Raw genomic sequence first — 15,268 nt, forward strand, 5'->3', positions numbered from 1 at the left:
GCAGGCCAGTAAAACGCATTACCCCGTGGTGGGGTTCCCGAGCGGCCAAAGGGAGCAGACTGTAAATCTGCCGTCATCGACTTCGAAGGTTCGAATCCTTCCCCCACCACCATTCATCCTTGTAAGTTTTCGCAATATATACCCCTGGTGGGGTTCCCGAGCGGCCAAAGGGAGCAGACTGTAAATCTGCCGTCATCGACTTCGAAGGTTCGAATCCTTCCCCCACCACCATCACTTCTCTGTAGCACCTCAGCCAAACCAAAACGTCAGTATGAAATGTTCTGCCCATGCGGGAAGGATGAGAAGCTTCGACTAGGGTTCGACTCGAGCGAATGCGAGAGAACGTTGCCAACGGATTCATCGCCTGATGGCGCTTCGCTTATCAGGCCTACAAAACCCGCACGTCACGGTAGGCCGGATAAGGCAACGCCGCCATCCGGCAAATCGCCTGATGGCGCTTCGCTTCTCAGGCCTACAAAACCCACACGTCACAGTTGGCCGGATAAGGCAACGCCGCCATCCGGCAAATAACACGAAGAGTCTTCTTTCCCCTTCTCCTCTCAAGCCTTTATTGATCCACCGGCTGCCGTTAACGCCTTTATCCTCTCTCCCGCCTGCATTAATTCTTTTAATCCACCGCGTATCCATATTCCTTTGCCGCAGTATTCAAGCCTCGCCGCATGGTCAAACTGATCGTAATCGACTGGATACACCAATGCAGGTATGCCTTTATTCAGGCAGTACCACATGAACCCTGCGCCCCCGTGATGGATAACTGCATCATAACGGCTCAGCCAACGATCGTAATCAACCCAGTCGACGCGAGTGAAGTTGCCTTGCCGCAGACTGCCATTACCCACCGGATTGCCGTCGGTAAAGTGAAACTCCCAGTCAGGAAGTCCCTGTGCCAGCGTAATCACCGCCTTTGCCACCTCATCCTTATGCCAGTCGAGATGCGTACCCAGCGTCACCAGCACATGCCGTTTACCTTCGATAAAGGGCGGGGCCTCACCTCGTGTCGGAGGCGTATACAAAGCAGGGCCGATAAACGCCACAGAAGCAGGCCAGGTGCGTGGAAACTCAAACTACATCCGTATTCGCTGGTAAATCCAGGTCCGATGGGATCACACTCGCGAATATTCAGTCGATGCGCAAAGCGGTAGTAGACCGCCGCGCTGGAGATAAATATCAACCGGGGATGGTTGCGGCGATTACAAAAATCAATCACCTGGCGGGTGGTTTCGACATTTTCCCGCGTGTATTCTCGCGGTGTCCCCCAGGGTGACGCTCTGCCCGCCGCGTGGATAACCACATCGGGCACGAAATCCAGCTCATCCAGCCTGTCGAGCGCCAGTGCGCAATAGCGTACGGATGCGGGCAAATCGATGCGCTCACGTCGCCCAACGCCACACAGAGATACGTCCTCACGGGCGGCGAAACGGCGCAAAAAGGTGCTGCCAATAAAGCCTGACGCACCGGTAACCAGCACCTTCACGGTGCCTCCTCCGTTCGTTCGGGGCGTTCGCCCATTCGCCGCAGAAATTGCTGCTGTAGCGACAGTAAATCCGACAGTGAAAGTCGTTGATAGTCCAGACCTTCCCTTTTCGCGACGCCTTCAATAATCCGACTGAGCGCAGGATAGTGACGATGGTTCCAGTGCGGAAAAAGATGATGTGTCAGATGAAGATTAATACCGCCAAGCCAGTAGCCCATCCAGACGGGTTGCGTCGTCCAGTCAAAGGTGGTGGCAAAAACGTGAGCCAACCTGCCCTCCGGCATTTTTCCCCCTTCCGGAGGAAGTTGCACGCGCCCTTTTGCCCAGTGTGTACCGATAATCAGCATCACTAATACCAACGAACAAATCATCTGGCTGATCGTGTAAACCGCTAGCACGGTTAAAAAGCTGAACCTGTCTGCCATCAGCCACGCGGGTAATGCGAGGCAAAAGACCATATGGGCAACCTTGCCGAACAGGAATGCAACCCACCCGGCAACGCCGTGCTGGATCAGATGTCGCGTAACCGGCGTCAATCCACCTCGGTCCAGCCAGTCAACAACCCAGATATACCAGGGAAAGGTCAACGCCGCGACGAGCGGCCAGTAATAACGCTGCGCCCGCATAAAAGGGCGCCAGCGCTGCCAGGGCGTCTGGCGGAGGAGGCCGTTTTCAGCGATGTCCGGATCGTAGTATTCAATATTGGTATACCCGTGATGAAACCTGACGTGGCGGACCCGCCAACAGTCGGGATCCAGTCCTAACGGAATGGTGACAATGCGATTGAGCCACACGTTTGCCCGTTTCCCCCGAAAGAACGCATTGTGGGATGCATCATGAACGACATTAGCCGCCAACAGCATCGCGCAGGCTATCATCGCCAGATACCACAGCAAGAAGAGCGTGACGCCGTCCTGATGCAGTGCCACCACATAGCAGGCCAGCCAGGCGGCCATCAGCAACACCATTTTGAGCAGCATGCGGCCGTCTGCATAACGGTGGTCGCCGTGTTCTGCCAGCCAGAGACGCGTTTCGCGCTGCAGCATTTTCACCAACGAGGGAGAGTCAGCGGCAAAGGTCAGCGGCCCGGTCGGGTTAAACAGATTCATGTACGCTCCTTATCGGCCTGCGCCCCAGGCCAAGCGTCAGCGCTACGCCGTGTGCGGCCAGGGCCGGCATAGTGATAAGCCAGAAGAGATGGCTCCAGCCCCATACGCCCAAAAAGAGCAGCGGCAATAACAGCGTGACCAGACACCAGGCCACAACGCCCCAGCGCTGACCGTCACTGACGCCCCCCAGCGCTACGGAACCTGCTACCAGCAGAAGAAACAGCAGGGTCTGCTCTGCCGTGACGTTGTCGATACCGTAGCCGTAAAGCTGGATATAGCCCAAAACCAGCGCAAACAGCAGCAATGCACCCATCACAATCACTAACGACGAACTGTCGTAGCGGCGTTCACGGGGTTTGTCAGTCTGAGAGAGTCCAGTCAGCCGCAGAAAAGGCAGATTGCTTTCCCGCATCGGGTTGGACGATAACCGACTGCCCTTCACCCCATAGGCAACGTCCTTCAAGGAAGGCGTCGGGGAAAAGGTGCCAAACAGCTTATCCCAGAAGATGAAGGTGCCACCGTAATTGGTGTCAGCATAACGCTTTTCATTAAGGTGGTGAACGCGATGGTGGGTAGGCGTAACGAATACCTTTTCAAGCCAGCCCAGTTTTTGCGTCAACGCGTTGTGGTTAAAGAATTGCACAGTGTAGTGCGCGATAGACACCGCAAGAAAAACGCTTAGCGGCACGCCGAGCAGCGCCAGCAGCAAAAAGAAAGGGATCGAGGTTAATGAAGAATACCAGGAATTCCTCACCCCCAGCGAAAGATTATAATTCTCTCCCTGATGATGAACGACGTGCACCGCCCACAGCGGACGTAACTGGTGATGAAGACGATGAAGCCAGTAGAAACCGAAGTCCCACGCTAACAGGGTAAACAGCCAGAGCCAGACAGCAGACACGCCGTCAAAAAGATGCAGACTAAATCGGCTCAACACTACGCTGTAGCACAGCACTTCCAGACAGCGAAACAACCACAGCATGATATGGCCGGAGTTAACGTTGAAAATGACGTCGAACCAGTCAACCCGCTGTTTCCCGGTCAGTTGCAAAATGCAGGCTTCGCCAAAGACGAACACCATCATAAGAATAACTGGAACCAGTAATTCACTCATAAGTCATGTCCTTATTTCTTTTTTCGCGACTATCCAGACGCGCTGCAAGCCATCCGCAGCCCAACGCCAGTAGGGCCCCGCCGACTAAATCTATAAACAAGTGCCTTCGCAGTTGAAGAATCGAAAAGACGATGGCGAACGCCCAGACGAGGCTGGCAACCGCTATCCAGCGTCTGCGCCCAACTGTTATCGCCCAGACGGCCAACAGCGTCAGTGCCGCGTGCAGCGAGGGAAAGCAGTTTTGGCTGGAGTCAACGAAGACCAGCCATCCCAATAGCCAGGAAGATATACCTTCATCCGTGAACGGGGGATACAGCATAGTCGTCGGCCAGATCAGGTAAACCAACCCTGCCCCCAGCGCCGACAATTGCGTGGCACGCGTAAGCCAGCGCAAACGGGAACGAGGCGTCAATAAATATCCCAACGGGACGAGCAGAAAAAACGAAAGATAGAGCCACACCGCACTGGGAGAAAAAGGGATCAGCGAGTCGATCGTTAGTGGCTTCAGGCGATAGCCCTCCCCCTGAAATCGGTCGCAAAACGTATAAACCACGCCGACCGCACCCCAGCCGAACAGCATGTGTTTGATGCGCAGCAGCAGTTCACTCATTCTCTGCCCCACTGGCGAACGATGCGCCGCCGCTTGGCATCAAAGTTATCCGGCAGGGCCTGCGACTCTAGCCGCCATTCCAGTTGCGATGTCTCAATACCCTGTTGAGTAAACAGGCCGTTGAGCGCCTCGCGACAGCGGATAAGCGTCGCCCTGTCGCAATCGGACGTTAGCACCAGACCATTCGCCTGCGTCTGTATCAGCCGATAGTCCGCCGTGAGCGGCAGCGTCATTGCCAGCACGCGGCTGCAGGGATCGGCAAAAACCGCCTGAGTCTTGCCCGATGCCCCTGGCAGCAGTAGCTGATCGTCCTGACGCCCCTCGATGCGCTCAATCGCCCGCGCCGCGCTGCCACAGGGACATGGCCGTTCACATGCCACCAGCACGTCATCAAGACGGTAGCGAACGATGGGCTGCGTCGTGCGGGTAAAGTCGGTAATGATTGGGATGAAACGCCGTTCGTCCAGCCACTGAGGCTCAACATGAATAAACTCTTCATTCAGATGCAACGTGCCGCAGCCACAGGTCGAGGCCAGAAACCCTTCCGTTGCCTGATAGATTTCCCCCACGTTGCCAAACGCACGGCTCAGCAGCGCCTTATCCTGCGCGTCGAGCACCTCCGCCACCGAGATGACTTTTTTGACGCAGAGCGTCAGCCTCCCCGCCTCCACCGCCAGCGCTAACGCGCGAAGCACCTGCGCCGGGGCGACAATGATCGTTGGCTCTCGTTCTTGCAGCCGTGCTATCTGTAGCTGAAACGGCGCGAGCAGGTCGTAAAACTCCAGGCTCAGCCAGCGACTATTTACGCTCTGATAGAGGTTATTGTCCGCCCGAAGAAACAACGCGACCCGCTCTTTGGCGAAGAGGCCATCCGGTAACGCTTTAGCCAGAACGCCCGCCGCCCAGATCTGCTGTTCCTGCGGGCTCACGACAAACAGCCCCCGCCTGCCGGAGGTACCCGACGACAATCCGACGCTAAACCGCCCAACACGGGGCTTAAAGTTCCTGCTTTGTTCGCTTTGCAGCGCACAGGCCATCAGCACATCACGCTTCAGCCCCTCTGTGTTCATCTCGTCGAAGTGCGCCATCATGAGCGCCTTGTCCATTGTTGGCCACTGGCTGAACGGCAGCGGAAGATAACGCTGAAACCACGGGCTTCTGGACAACACATTTCGCCTGAAGGCACTGAGCTTCTGATCTTGCCAGCACTCAAGCGCTACGCGGTTGGTAAACCGCAGCCTGCGCGTTCGGAAATAGCGCCAGAGCAGCGCTAAAAGATTCACAGATCCCCCTCATGGCACAAGCGAATGTCCACGCTGCCCTTTTGCCAAAGGCGATTAAGCTGTTCGAGGGTGCGATAATAGTTTGCCGGATCTGACATCACCAGATTGGCTAAGCGTGAGGGGCCGCGTAGCTCACGATAGTTTGCTGGCGACCAGGCCGCATCCGCCGCCAGTAACGTCCAGCCATTGTCTGTCTGGACGAACGCGCCAATATGCCCGGCCGCATGACCGGGAAGCGGGACGAGGAAAATTTCACCCTGGCTTTCAGGAAGCATATAACCCCACTCAAAGGGTGCCAGCGCTTCTGGCAGCCTCAGGCGTGCAAAGCTTTCGATAAAACGCAGAGAAGATTCAAACTCCGGCGGGAAGAGTCCGGGTATAAATGCCTGGCGCAGTGCGGCGAACCCGCGCAACGTTCTCACCTCCTGCCAGCCAACACCAGAGCAAATACACGCCATGTTCGGGAAATCACGCAGCCCGGCAACGTGGTCCGCGTGAAAGTGCGACAGGATGATAGCGGTGATATCGCCCTCAACCACCCCCTGTGCGAGTAACTGCTGCGCCAGGGATTGTTTGGGGTCGAAATAAACGGGCGTGACCTGACGATAAAGGCGAAAAACACCGTCGCGCGTGTAGTGTTCGAACCAGGAAGAATACCCTGTGTCCCACAGCCAACGCCGGGAACCGACTTCAAGCAACCAGGCACGGGAGGGAAATTTACATACCCTGAATCCGGCCCCCTTGAGTGCCATGCAGCCTATGTGGGTACAGTACCCAACCTCAAATGCGGTAACTTTTGCCATATGTCCTCAGCCATTCTCCCGTGAGCAAAATTCCTTCCTCCATGGAGTAGCGAGGGTGGTATCCCATATCCGCGATTGCCTTTTCGGCACTCAGCGTCATGTCAAAGCAAACCGTTCCTGCACTGTAACGGGTTACCCGTGGCTCCTTGTCGATGCATTTTCCTACCAGTTCCATTCCGCGTGCCGCCAGCGATAACACCGGCCAGGGTACAGAGCGGATTTTATAGCGCAGTCCCAACTGTTGGCGCAGTAGCGCGTCGAGCATATCGGCCAACCGCTGCGGCTGGTGGTTGGTCACATTATAAATGCTGCCCGAGCGAAGACCGTTGCCGTGTGTCGCCAGCTCCATAGCGTGGACTACGTTCTGGACGTAAGTCAGATCCAACAGCGCCTCACCGCCGCGCGGCAAGCACAGTATGCCGCCATCACGTTGAAGTTGCTGCATCAGGCGCGGAACAATAACGTTATCGTGCGGACCGAACAGACCTCGCGGGCGCAAAATCACGAACGTTGTTGAATCAAAGCGAGCAACGGCATCGGCAATTTCGCGCTCGGCCTGATACTTGCTGCTGGCGTAGTGGCTGGAAAATGCCCTGGCCAAATAGCTTTCCGGCACGTCGTAATGGTGTTGAAAGTCGAAGTACACCGCAGGCGTAGAGATATGGACAAAGCGCGGCACGCCGACGCTGCCCGCCGCCTGAACCAGCGTTCGTGTCGCCTGTACATTGGCCTGCCAGAACGACGCACGGTTTCCCCAGGGCGAAGACTTTGCAGCGCAGTGCCACACCGCTTCGCAGTCGTCCATCAGTCTGGCGCAGGTTTCCGGACTTGCCTGTGTCAGATCGAGAGGAACAAAGGTCGCGCCCGCATTTTTCAGCCGTTCACCTTGCGTCAGGTTTCGCCCGGTAGCGACTACCGTGTAGCCAGATTCCAGCAGAGACTGTACCGCGTTGCGCCCCAGTCCGCTGGTCGCCCCGGTCACGAGGATCTTCATGGTATGAGCACCATGCCGGCCAGCGTTAAACCTGCCGCAGTACCGATAAGCAGTGCGGGGTTTCCCGCCGTGAATCGCCCGCTAATGACCGCCTCGTGCAGCGCTGTCGGGATCGACGCCGCCACCTGATTGCCACAATGGCGGTAAACGTCGATCAGCGCAGATTCCGGCACGCGCAGGCGCTTTCGCATATGTTCAAGCGAAAGGTGGCTCGCCTGATGGGGGATGACCGTGTGGATATCCGCAAGTTGCAGGCCGCTTTTAGTCAGCAAGCGGGCGAAATAGTCTTCGATCAAAGAAGAGGCAAAGCGAAACAGGGATTTCCCCTGCATGTGGAAAAGGAAATCACTGTCGTTCATTCCCGCTCTGGGATTACAACGGGTTCCCCCCGCGCGTATTTCGCATAATTCGCTACCGTCGGGGTACATTTCGATCAGGCTGGCAAGAATACCGCTCTTGCGGTCGCCTCGTTCAACGATGGCACATGCCGCGCCGTCGCCAAAAATAAGCGACGACTCTTCGTGATTCCAGTCAATACCCCGTGACGCTATGTCCGCCGACACGATGGCAATCCGCCGGTACGCGCCGGTATTCAACAGGCCGGCAGCCACTTCCAGCGCGGAAATAAAGCTTACACAACTGCTGTTAATATCAAACCCCGCCACGCCGACAGGCATCTTTGCGGCTTTAAGAATGTGAATAGCGCTGCATGGCAAAGCCTGAACAGCAATGGCAGAAGCACAAATCAGGAGGTCAATGGAGGATGGAGAAAGCGATCCCGCCTGTAGCGTATTATGCAACGCTCTGGCGGCGAGTTCCGCCTGGCTGGCATCGTCCGCTGCATGATAACGCCAGGCGATGCCGGAGCGTTTCTCAACGTAGCCCGAAGGCTTATGCAGAAAGGCATCCAGGCTTGCTGATGACACTTTATTTTCAGGTAAGGCAATGCCGGTTGCTACAATTTTTAATCCGGCTGTAACTGCCGATTCCCACGCATGGCCCACGCCAGTGCTCCTTCACTGTAGATTTAGGGCCATCATAGAAAGAGCGTATGCCGTACGCAATCTTAAAAACGGGGAAAGTCCTTTTCCCCGTCAAGTCAGCTTTTACCGACGAGCGCGAACTACCTGATATTTGCGCGTCAGATACTCCACCGGCGCACTCCAGATATGCACAAGACGCGAGAACGGGAACAGCAGGAACAGCGTCATCCCCAGCACCAGGTGCAGACGGAAGATAAACGCCACGCCGTCCAGATGCGAAGACGCCCCGCCGTGGAAGGTCACCACCGACTGCGCCCACCCCACCAGTTTCATCATCTCGCTTCCGTCCATATGTTGCGCGGAGAACGGGATGGTCAACAGACCCAGCGCACACTGGATAACCAGCAGCGAGAGGATCAGGATATCAGCCCCGGTCGTGGTTGCCCGCACGCGCGGGCTGAACAGACGGCGCTTCAGCAGCAGAAGGCCACCCACCAGCGTCATCAGCCCCGCCGCGCCGCCCGCGATCATCGCCATCTTTTGCTTCACCTCGATGGGCAACCAGGCTTCATACATCCAGTGTGGCGTCAGCATGCCCAGGAAGTGACCAGCGAAAATCCCCAGGATGCCAAAATGGAACAGGTTTGATGCCAGGTTCATCCCCTTGCGATCCAGCATCTGACTGGAGGCGGCGCGCCAAGTGTACTGACCATAGTCGTAACGCAGCCAACTGCCGATCAAAAACACGGACCCGGCGATGTACGGGTAGATGTCGAAGAAGAACATATTAAGGAAGTGCATTATTGCTGTCCTCCGGTGGTGATATTCAGATATTGCGGCGCCACGGCACCGGCAAAACGACGTTGGTGAGCGGCAATTTCTGATTCGCCACAGCCCTGATCGGCAAAGAATTTCACCTGCTCTTCTTCCCAGACTGCATCAAGCGCCTGTGGTGTATCATCACGTGCTTCATCGGCGATTTTTTCTGCGAGTTTTTCACTGTCGACAGCCGCATTCGCCAGCCTGAGCAGCAGGTCAAACAGCACCGCGTAATGGCTTTCGCGCTGTTGCAGTCGCGCGCTCAGCAAGGCCAGAATCGGCGCGATATCCTGCAATCCACCCAGCGCTTCGCTCTTCGGCAACTGTGCGAGATATTCCAGGTACAGCGGAAGATGGTCCGGCAGTTCACGACTGTCGAGTTGCAACCCGTGCTGTTCGTACTGGGCCATCAAATCCACCATCGCCTGACCCCGATCGCGAGATTCACCGTGAACGTGCTCAAACAGCAGCAGCGACGTTGCACGGCCACGATCGAACAATTCGCTATAGTTGGCCTGCACGTCCAACAGGTCTTTCGCGGTTAAATCGCGCAGGAAGACGCTGAGACGTTGCGCATCCTCTTTATCCAGATTTTCTGATGACGCGAGTGCATCGTACAGTTCCTGCTGATGCTGCCACAGGTCAGCATCCGGGTACTCGAGCAGACGCGAAACAATGACGAGTTCAATCATTGGTGCGGCTCCGTTTTTGTAGTCACATCGATGGCATCAATGCGGCGGCTGTTAAACAGGTTGAATTTGGTATCTGAACCGTGGCAGCCGTCGCCAAAGGTGAAACCACAACCGCTTTTCTCCGGGAATGCATCACGCGCCAGTTCACGATGGCTGCTTGGCACGACGAAGCGATCTTCGTAGTTGGCAATAGCCAGATAGCGATACATCTCCTGAGCCTGCGCTTCGCTCAACCCCACTTCTTCCAGCGCGCGGGTGTCCACTTTGCCATCTACCGTTTCTGCACGCTTATAGTGGCGCATCGCCAGCATGCGTTTGAGGGCCAGCAGTACCGGTTGGGTATCACCGGCGGTCAGCAGGTTCGCCAGGTACTGAACCGGAATGCGCAGACTGTCAACGTCCGGCAGAATACCGTTGCTGCCCAGTTCGCCCGCATCCGCCGCAGACTGAATCGGAGACAGAGGCGGCACATACCAGACCATCGGCAGCGTGCGGTATTCCGGGTGCAGCGGCAGCGCCAGCTTCCAGTCCATCGCCATTTTGTACACCGGTGACTGCTGCGCGGCGTCAATCACGCTTTGCGGTACGCCATCCTTCAGCGCCTGTTCAATGACCGCAGGGTCGTTAGGATCAAGGAAGACGTCCAGTTGGCGCTGATACAGATCTTTTTCATGCTCGGTGCTCGCCGCGCTTTCAATCGCATCCGCGTCGTACAGCAGTACGCCAAGGTAGCGGATACGGCCCACGCAGGTTTCGGAGCAAACGGTCGGCTGACCAGCTTCGATACGCGGGTAGCAGAAAATGCACTTCTCGGACTTACCGCTCTTCCAGTTGAAGTAGATTTTTTTGTACGGGCAACCGGTAATGCACATCCGCCAGCCACGGCATTTGTCCTGATCGATCAGCACAATGCCGTCTTCTTCACGTTTATAGATGGCACCGCTCGGACAGGTTGCTACACACGCCGGGTTAAGGCAGTGCTCGCACAGGCGCGGCAGATACATCATGAAGGTGTTTTCGAACTGGCCGTACATCGCCTTCTGCATGTTTTCGAAGTTCTGATCCTTGGCGCGTTTTTCAAACTCCCCCCCCAGAATCTCTTCCCAGTTTGGACCGCTGGTAATTTTGTCCATCCGCTGACCGGTAATCAGTGAACGTGGACGGGCGATCGGCTGGTGTTTACTTTCCGGCGCGTTGTGCAGATTCTGGTAGTCGTAATCAAACGGCTCGTAGTAATCATCGATACCCGGCAGATGCGGGTTAGCAAAGATTTTACCCAACAGCGTCGCGCGGTTACCCATGCGCGGCTGAATTTTGCCATTAATTTTACGGATCCAGCCACCCTTCCATTTCTCCTGGTTTTCCCAGTCGTTCGGGAAGCCGACGCCAGGTTTACTTTCCACGTTGTTGAACCAGGCGTACTCCATACCTTCGCGACTGGTCCAGACGTTTTTACAGGTGACTGAACAGGTATGACAGCCGATGCACTTATCGAGATTCAGCACCATGCCGACTTGTGAACGAATTTTCATTTTACGCTCTCCTGTACCTGGTCATTGCCTTCACCATCCAACCAGTTAATGTTCTTCATCTTACGGACCACCACAAACTCATCACGGTTAGAACCCACCGTACCGTAATAGTTAAAGCCGTAGGCCAGTTGCGCATAGCCGCCAATCATGTGCGTTGGTTTTGGCGTAATGCGGGTGACCGAGTTATGGATCCCGCCGCGCTGTTCGGTAATTTCTGAACCCGGCAGGTTCACAATACGTTCCTGTGCGTGGTACATCATGGTCATCCCGGCAGGGACGCGCTGGCTAACTACCGCACGCGCGGTCAGCGCACCGTTGCTGTTGAACACTTCGATCCAGTCGTTATCCTCAATGCCCAGATCTTTGGCGTCGCTTTCGCTCATCCAGACAATGGGGCCGCCACGCGAGAGCGTCAGCATCAGCAGGTTGTCACTGTAGGTGGAGTGGATCCCCCACTTCTGGTGCGGCGTCAGGAAGTTAAGCGCTTTTTCCTGGTTACCGTTCGACTTCGCGCCCATTACCGCTTTCACGGATCGGGTATCAATTGGCGGACGATAAACCAGCAGGCTTTCACCGAAATCGCGCATCCACTGATGATCCTGATACAGCGACTGGCGGCCCGTCAGCGTACGCCATGGAATCAGCTCATGGACGTTGGTGTAACCGGCGTTGTAAGAGACATGCTCATCTTCCAGACCAGACCAGGTCGGGCTGGAGATAATTTTCCGTGGCTGCGCCTGGATATCGCGGAAGCGGATTTTCTCCTCTTCTTTATTTGTTGCCAGATGCGTATGGTCACGACCGGTAAATTCACTCAGTGCAGCCCAGGCTTTCACCGCCACATGACCGTTGGTTTCCGGTGCCAGCGTCAGGATCATCTCTGCGGCATCAATCGCCGTGTTCAGCATCGGCTGACCTTTCGCCGGGCCGTCGGCCTTGGTGTAATTGAGCTTACGCAGCAGATCCATTTCGCTCTGGGTGTTCCACGCAATCCCTTTACCGCCGTTACCGATTTTTTCCATCAGCGGTCCAATGGAGGTAAAGCGCTCGTAGGTCGCCGGGTAATCACGCTCCACGGTCATGATGTGCGGCGCGGTCACGCCCGGAATCAGATCGCATTCCCCTTTTTTCCAGTCCTTCACGTCCAGCGGCTGCGCCAGTTCGGCGGCGGAGTCGTGCTGGATAGGCAGAGTGACGACGTCAGTTTCTTTACCTAAATGGCCGACGCACACTTCAGAGAATTTCTTCGCGATGCCCTTGTAGATTTCCCAGTCACTTTTCGATTCCCAGGCCGGGTCCACAGCGGCAGACAGTGGATGAATGAACGGATGCATATCCGAGGTATTCATGTCGTCTTTTTCATACCAGGTCGCGGTTGGCAGCACGATATCGGAGTACAGACAGGTGCTCGACAGGCGGAAGTCCAGCGTGACCACCAGATCCAGTTTTCCGTCGAGACCATTGTCCTGCCATTCCACTTCTTCAGGCTTCACGCCGCCCTGCTGGCCGAGGTCTTTCCCCTGGATACCGTTTTCAGTACCCAGCAGGTACTTCAGCATGTATTCATGGCCTTTACCGGAAGACCCCAGCAGGTTAGAACGCCAGATAAACAGGTTGCGCGGGTGGTTTTTCCCGTTCTCCGGCTGCTCAGCCGCAAAGCGAATCGAACCGTCTTTCAGCGATTTGACGGTGTAATCCACCGGCGTCATTCCCGCTTTCTTCGCCTCGTCGGCGATGGTCAACGGGTTGGTGCCTAACTGCGGTGCAGACGGCAGCCAGCCCATGCGCTCAGCGCGGACGTTGAAGTCAATCAAATGACCGCTATAGCGTGATTTATCCGCCAGCGGCGACAGCAGTTCCTGCGCGGTGACCGTCTCGTAACGCCACTGGCTGGAGTGGTTATAGAAATAAGACGTACTGTTCATATGACGTGCCGGACGCTGCCAGTCGAGAGCAAACGCCAGCGGCTGCCAGCCAGTCTGCGGACGCAATTTTTCCTGTCCGACATAGTGTGCCCAACCGCCGCCGCTCTGGCCGATACAGCCACAGAACACCAGCATATTAATCAGGCCACGGTAGTTCATGTCGAGGTGATACCAGTGGTTCAGACCCGCACCGACAATGATCATTGAACGACCGTGCGTTTTATCGGCGTTATCGGCAAATTCACGCGCGATACGGGTAATTTGCGCACGAGGCACACCGGTGATTTGCTCAGCCCACGCTGGGGTATACGCCTTGATATCGTCATAGCTGGTGGCGCAGTTGACATCATTCAGACCGCGTTCCAGACCGTAGTTGGCCATCGTCAGGTCGTAGACGGTGGTCACCAGCGCAGAAGTCCCATCGGCCAGTTGCAGGCGTTTGACCGGCAGTTTGTGCAGCAGGATATTTTCCAGCTCAACTTTATTAAAGTGCTCAGAGCCATCACCGCCAAAGTACGGAAAGCCCACTTCGGCGATTTCGTCCTGGCTACCCAGCAGAGTGAGCTGAAGTTCCGTTTCTGCACCCGTTGTGCCGTCGCGCTGTTCGAGGTTCCATTTGCCTTTTTCACCCCAGCGGAAGCCGATGGAGCCGTTTGGCGCCACCATCTCGCCCTCGTGGTTGATCGCGACCGTTTTCCACTGTGGATTATTTTCCTGACCCAGTGAATCCACAAGGTCAGCGGCGCGCAGCATGCGCCCGGCGGCATAATAGCCGTCGCGCTCTTCGAGCATGACCAGCATCGGCATGTCGGTATAGCGGCGGACATAGTCGGTAAAGTACTGGCTCGGGTTGTCGAGGTGGAACTCACGCAGCATAACGTGGCCCATCGCCATCGCCATTGCCGCATCGGTCCCCTGCTTCGGCGCCAGCCAGAGATCGCAAAGCTTGGCGATTTCCGCATAGTCCGGCGTTACCGCGACAGTTTTGGTGCCTTTATAGCGAACTTCAGTAAAGAAGTGGGCGTCCGGGGTACGGGTTTGCGGTACGTTAGAGCCCCACGCGATGATGTAGCTGGAGTTGTACCAGTCAGCAGATTCCGGAACGTCGGTCTGTTCTCCCCAGGTCTGCGGTGAGGCCGGCGGCAGGTCGCAGTACCAGTCGTAGAAGCTCAGGCAGGTGCCGCCAATCAGCGAGAGATAGCGCGCGCCGGAAGCGTAAGAGACCATCGACATCGCCGGGATTGGTGAGAAGCCAGCTACGCGGTCCGGGCCGTAGGTTTTGACGGTATAGACGTTAGAGGCGGCAATCAGCTCATTTACTTCCTGCCAGGAGGAGCGGACAAAACCACCGCGACCACGCGCCTGTTTGAAGCTTTTGGCTTTATCGGCGTCTTCGATAATGGATGCCCATGCGTCAACCGGGTCGCTGTGCAGTTTCTTCGCTTCACGCCACATCTTCATCAGACGTTTGCGCATCAGCGGATATTTCAGTCGGTTAGCACTGTAGAGATACCAGGAGTAGCTTGCGCCGCGCGGGCAGCCACGAGGCTCGTGGTTGGGCATATCAGGACGGGTACGCGGATAGTCAGTTTGCTGGGTTTCCCAGGTCACCAGACCATTTTTGACGTAGATTTTCCAGCTGCATGAGCCTGTGCAGTTTACCCCATGGGTTGAGCGCACGACTTTGTCATGCTGCCAGCGTTGGCGGTATCCATCCTCCCAGTCCCTGTTAGTCTTGAGAAGCTGGCCATGCCCATCGGCAAAAGTTTCGCCCTTCTGCTTGAAGTAGCGAAACCGGTCCAGGAATTTACTCATCGGTTCTCTCCTGTGGGAGCCTGACGGCTCTCTGATAATCGACATTGCTTATTGCTTGTTGGCGTCGACGGTAACGCTCTGATAGGACGTGAGA

At 56.2% G+C, this 15,268-nt stretch carries 11 protein-coding genes, 2 tRNA genes and 2 pseudogenes; 2 read left to right on the forward strand and 13 right to left on the reverse strand.

The genetic code is table 11. The annotated features are described in order from the left end of the window. Positions 1-27 precede the first annotated feature (27 nt). Both HVY19_RS10970 and HVY19_RS10975 read left to right on the forward strand, forming a co-directional pair. A tRNA-Tyr gene (locus HVY19_RS10970) sits at positions 28-112 on the forward strand. Positions 113-146: 34 nt separating this feature from the next. Next, positions 147-231 (forward strand) — tRNA-Tyr (locus HVY19_RS10975). Positions 232-560: 329 nt separating this feature from the next. Here the strand turns inward: HVY19_RS10975 and HVY19_RS10980 are convergent. The 13 genes and pseudogenes from HVY19_RS10980 to HVY19_RS11040 all read right to left on the reverse strand — a co-directional run. After that, a pseudogene (locus HVY19_RS10980) lies at positions 561-1,091 on the reverse strand (nucleotide disphospho-sugar-binding domain-containing protein); the annotation flags it as partial. Positions 1,092-1,093: 2 nt separating this feature from the next. After that, positions 1,094-1,495: pseudogene (locus tag HVY19_RS10985) on the reverse strand (NAD(P)-dependent oxidoreductase); the annotation flags it as partial. Next, positions 1,492-2,604, reverse strand: a complete 1,113-nt coding sequence (locus HVY19_RS10990; RefSeq protein WP_181680635.1) for an acyl-CoA desaturase — start codon at positions 2,602-2,604, stop codon at positions 1,492-1,494. The pseudogene HVY19_RS10985 and the gene HVY19_RS10990, both read right to left, overlap by 4 nt. Beyond that, the gene (locus HVY19_RS10995) at positions 2,591-3,718 is read right to left on the reverse strand and encodes a sterol desaturase family protein (protein ID WP_181680636.1); all 1,128 of its coding nucleotides are present in this window, start codon (positions 3,716-3,718) and stop codon (positions 2,591-2,593) included. The genes HVY19_RS10990 and HVY19_RS10995 overlap by 14 nt, the downstream gene beginning before the upstream one ends. Beyond that, positions 3,711-4,328, reverse strand: a complete 618-nt coding sequence (locus HVY19_RS11000; protein WP_181680637.1) for a phosphatase PAP2 family protein — start codon at positions 4,326-4,328, stop codon at positions 3,711-3,713. The genes HVY19_RS10995 and HVY19_RS11000 overlap by 8 nt, the downstream gene beginning before the upstream one ends. After that, positions 4,325-5,611, reverse strand: a complete 1,287-nt coding sequence (locus tag HVY19_RS11005) for a F390 synthetase-related protein (protein ID WP_181680638.1) — start codon at positions 5,609-5,611, stop codon at positions 4,325-4,327. The genes HVY19_RS11000 and HVY19_RS11005 overlap by 4 nt, the downstream gene beginning before the upstream one ends. Further along, positions 5,608-6,414 carry an MBL fold metallo-hydrolase gene (locus HVY19_RS11010; RefSeq protein WP_181680639.1) on the reverse strand — a complete coding sequence of 269 codons (807 nt, stop codon included), beginning with the start codon at positions 6,412-6,414 and terminating at the stop codon, positions 5,608-5,610. Before HVY19_RS11010 ends, HVY19_RS11005 begins: the two co-directional genes overlap by 4 nt. Next, the gene (locus HVY19_RS11015) at positions 6,392-7,408 is read right to left on the reverse strand and encodes an NAD(P)-dependent oxidoreductase (protein WP_181680640.1); all 1,017 of its coding nucleotides are present in this window, start codon (positions 7,406-7,408) and stop codon (positions 6,392-6,394) included. Before HVY19_RS11015 ends, HVY19_RS11010 begins: the two co-directional genes overlap by 23 nt. Further along, positions 7,405-8,412 carry a 3-oxoacyl-[acyl-carrier-protein] synthase III C-terminal domain-containing protein gene (locus HVY19_RS11020; RefSeq protein WP_181680641.1) on the reverse strand — a complete coding sequence of 336 codons (1,008 nt, stop codon included), beginning with the start codon at positions 8,410-8,412 and terminating at the stop codon, positions 7,405-7,407. Before HVY19_RS11020 ends, HVY19_RS11015 begins: the two co-directional genes overlap by 4 nt. Before the next feature lie 102 nt (positions 8,413-8,514). Further along, positions 8,515-9,192, reverse strand: coding sequence for a respiratory nitrate reductase subunit gamma (gene narI / locus HVY19_RS11025; protein WP_181680642.1), 678 nt, complete (start codon positions 9,190-9,192; stop codon positions 8,515-8,517). Continuing rightward, entirely contained in the window at positions 9,192-9,902 is a 711-nt protein-coding gene (narJ, locus tag HVY19_RS11030; protein ID WP_181680643.1) for a nitrate reductase molybdenum cofactor assembly chaperone, read from the reverse strand. Before narJ ends, narI begins: the two co-directional genes overlap by 1 nt. Beyond that, on the reverse strand, positions 9,899-11,434 hold the full coding sequence (narH, locus tag HVY19_RS11035; RefSeq protein WP_181680644.1) for a nitrate reductase subunit beta: 1,536 nt from the start codon (positions 11,432-11,434) through the stop codon (positions 9,899-9,901). The genes narJ and narH overlap by 4 nt, the downstream gene beginning before the upstream one ends. Then, entirely contained in the window at positions 11,431-15,174 is a 3,744-nt protein-coding gene (locus HVY19_RS11040; protein WP_181680645.1) for a nitrate reductase subunit alpha, read from the reverse strand. Before HVY19_RS11040 ends, narH begins: the two co-directional genes overlap by 4 nt. Between the last annotated feature and the right edge of the window lie 94 nt (positions 15,175-15,268).

The organism is Citrobacter sp. RHB25-C09, assembly GCF_013836145.1.
In the GTDB taxonomy this organism is placed as follows: Bacteria; Pseudomonadota; Gammaproteobacteria; order Enterobacterales; family Enterobacteriaceae; genus Citrobacter_A.

What these genes read in the sequence shown, in the direction of transcription:
- HVY19_RS10990 (WP_181680635.1), bottom strand. Translation starts at nt 2,604, where the DNA reads ATGAATCTGTTTAACCCGACCGGGCCGCTGACCTTTGCCGCTGACTCT.
- HVY19_RS10995 (WP_181680636.1), bottom strand. Translation starts at nt 3,718, where the DNA reads ATGAGTGAATTACTGGTTCCAGTTATTCTTATGATGGTGTTCGTCTTT.
- HVY19_RS11000 (WP_181680637.1), bottom strand. Translation starts at nt 4,328, where the DNA reads ATGAGTGAACTGCTGCTGCGCATCAAACACATGCTGTTCGGCTGGGGT.
- HVY19_RS11010 (WP_181680639.1), bottom strand. Translation starts at nt 6,414, where the DNA reads ATGGCAAAAGTTACCGCATTTGAGGTTGGGTACTGTACCCACATAGGC.
- HVY19_RS11015 (WP_181680640.1), bottom strand. Translation starts at nt 7,408, where the DNA reads ATGAAGATCCTCGTGACCGGGGCGACCAGCGGACTGGGGCGCAACGCG.
- narI (WP_181680642.1), bottom strand. Translation starts at nt 9,192, where the DNA reads ATGCACTTCCTTAATATGTTCTTCTTCGACATCTACCCGTACATCGCC.
- narJ (WP_181680643.1), bottom strand. Translation starts at nt 9,902, where the DNA reads ATGATTGAACTCGTCATTGTTTCGCGTCTGCTCGAGTACCCGGATGCT.
- narH (WP_181680644.1), bottom strand. Translation starts at nt 11,434, where the DNA reads ATGAAAATTCGTTCACAAGTCGGCATGGTGCTGAATCTCGATAAGTGC.
- HVY19_RS11040 (WP_181680645.1), bottom strand. Translation starts at nt 15,174, where the DNA reads ATGAGTAAATTCCTGGACCGGTTTCGCTACTTCAAGCAGAAGGGCGAA.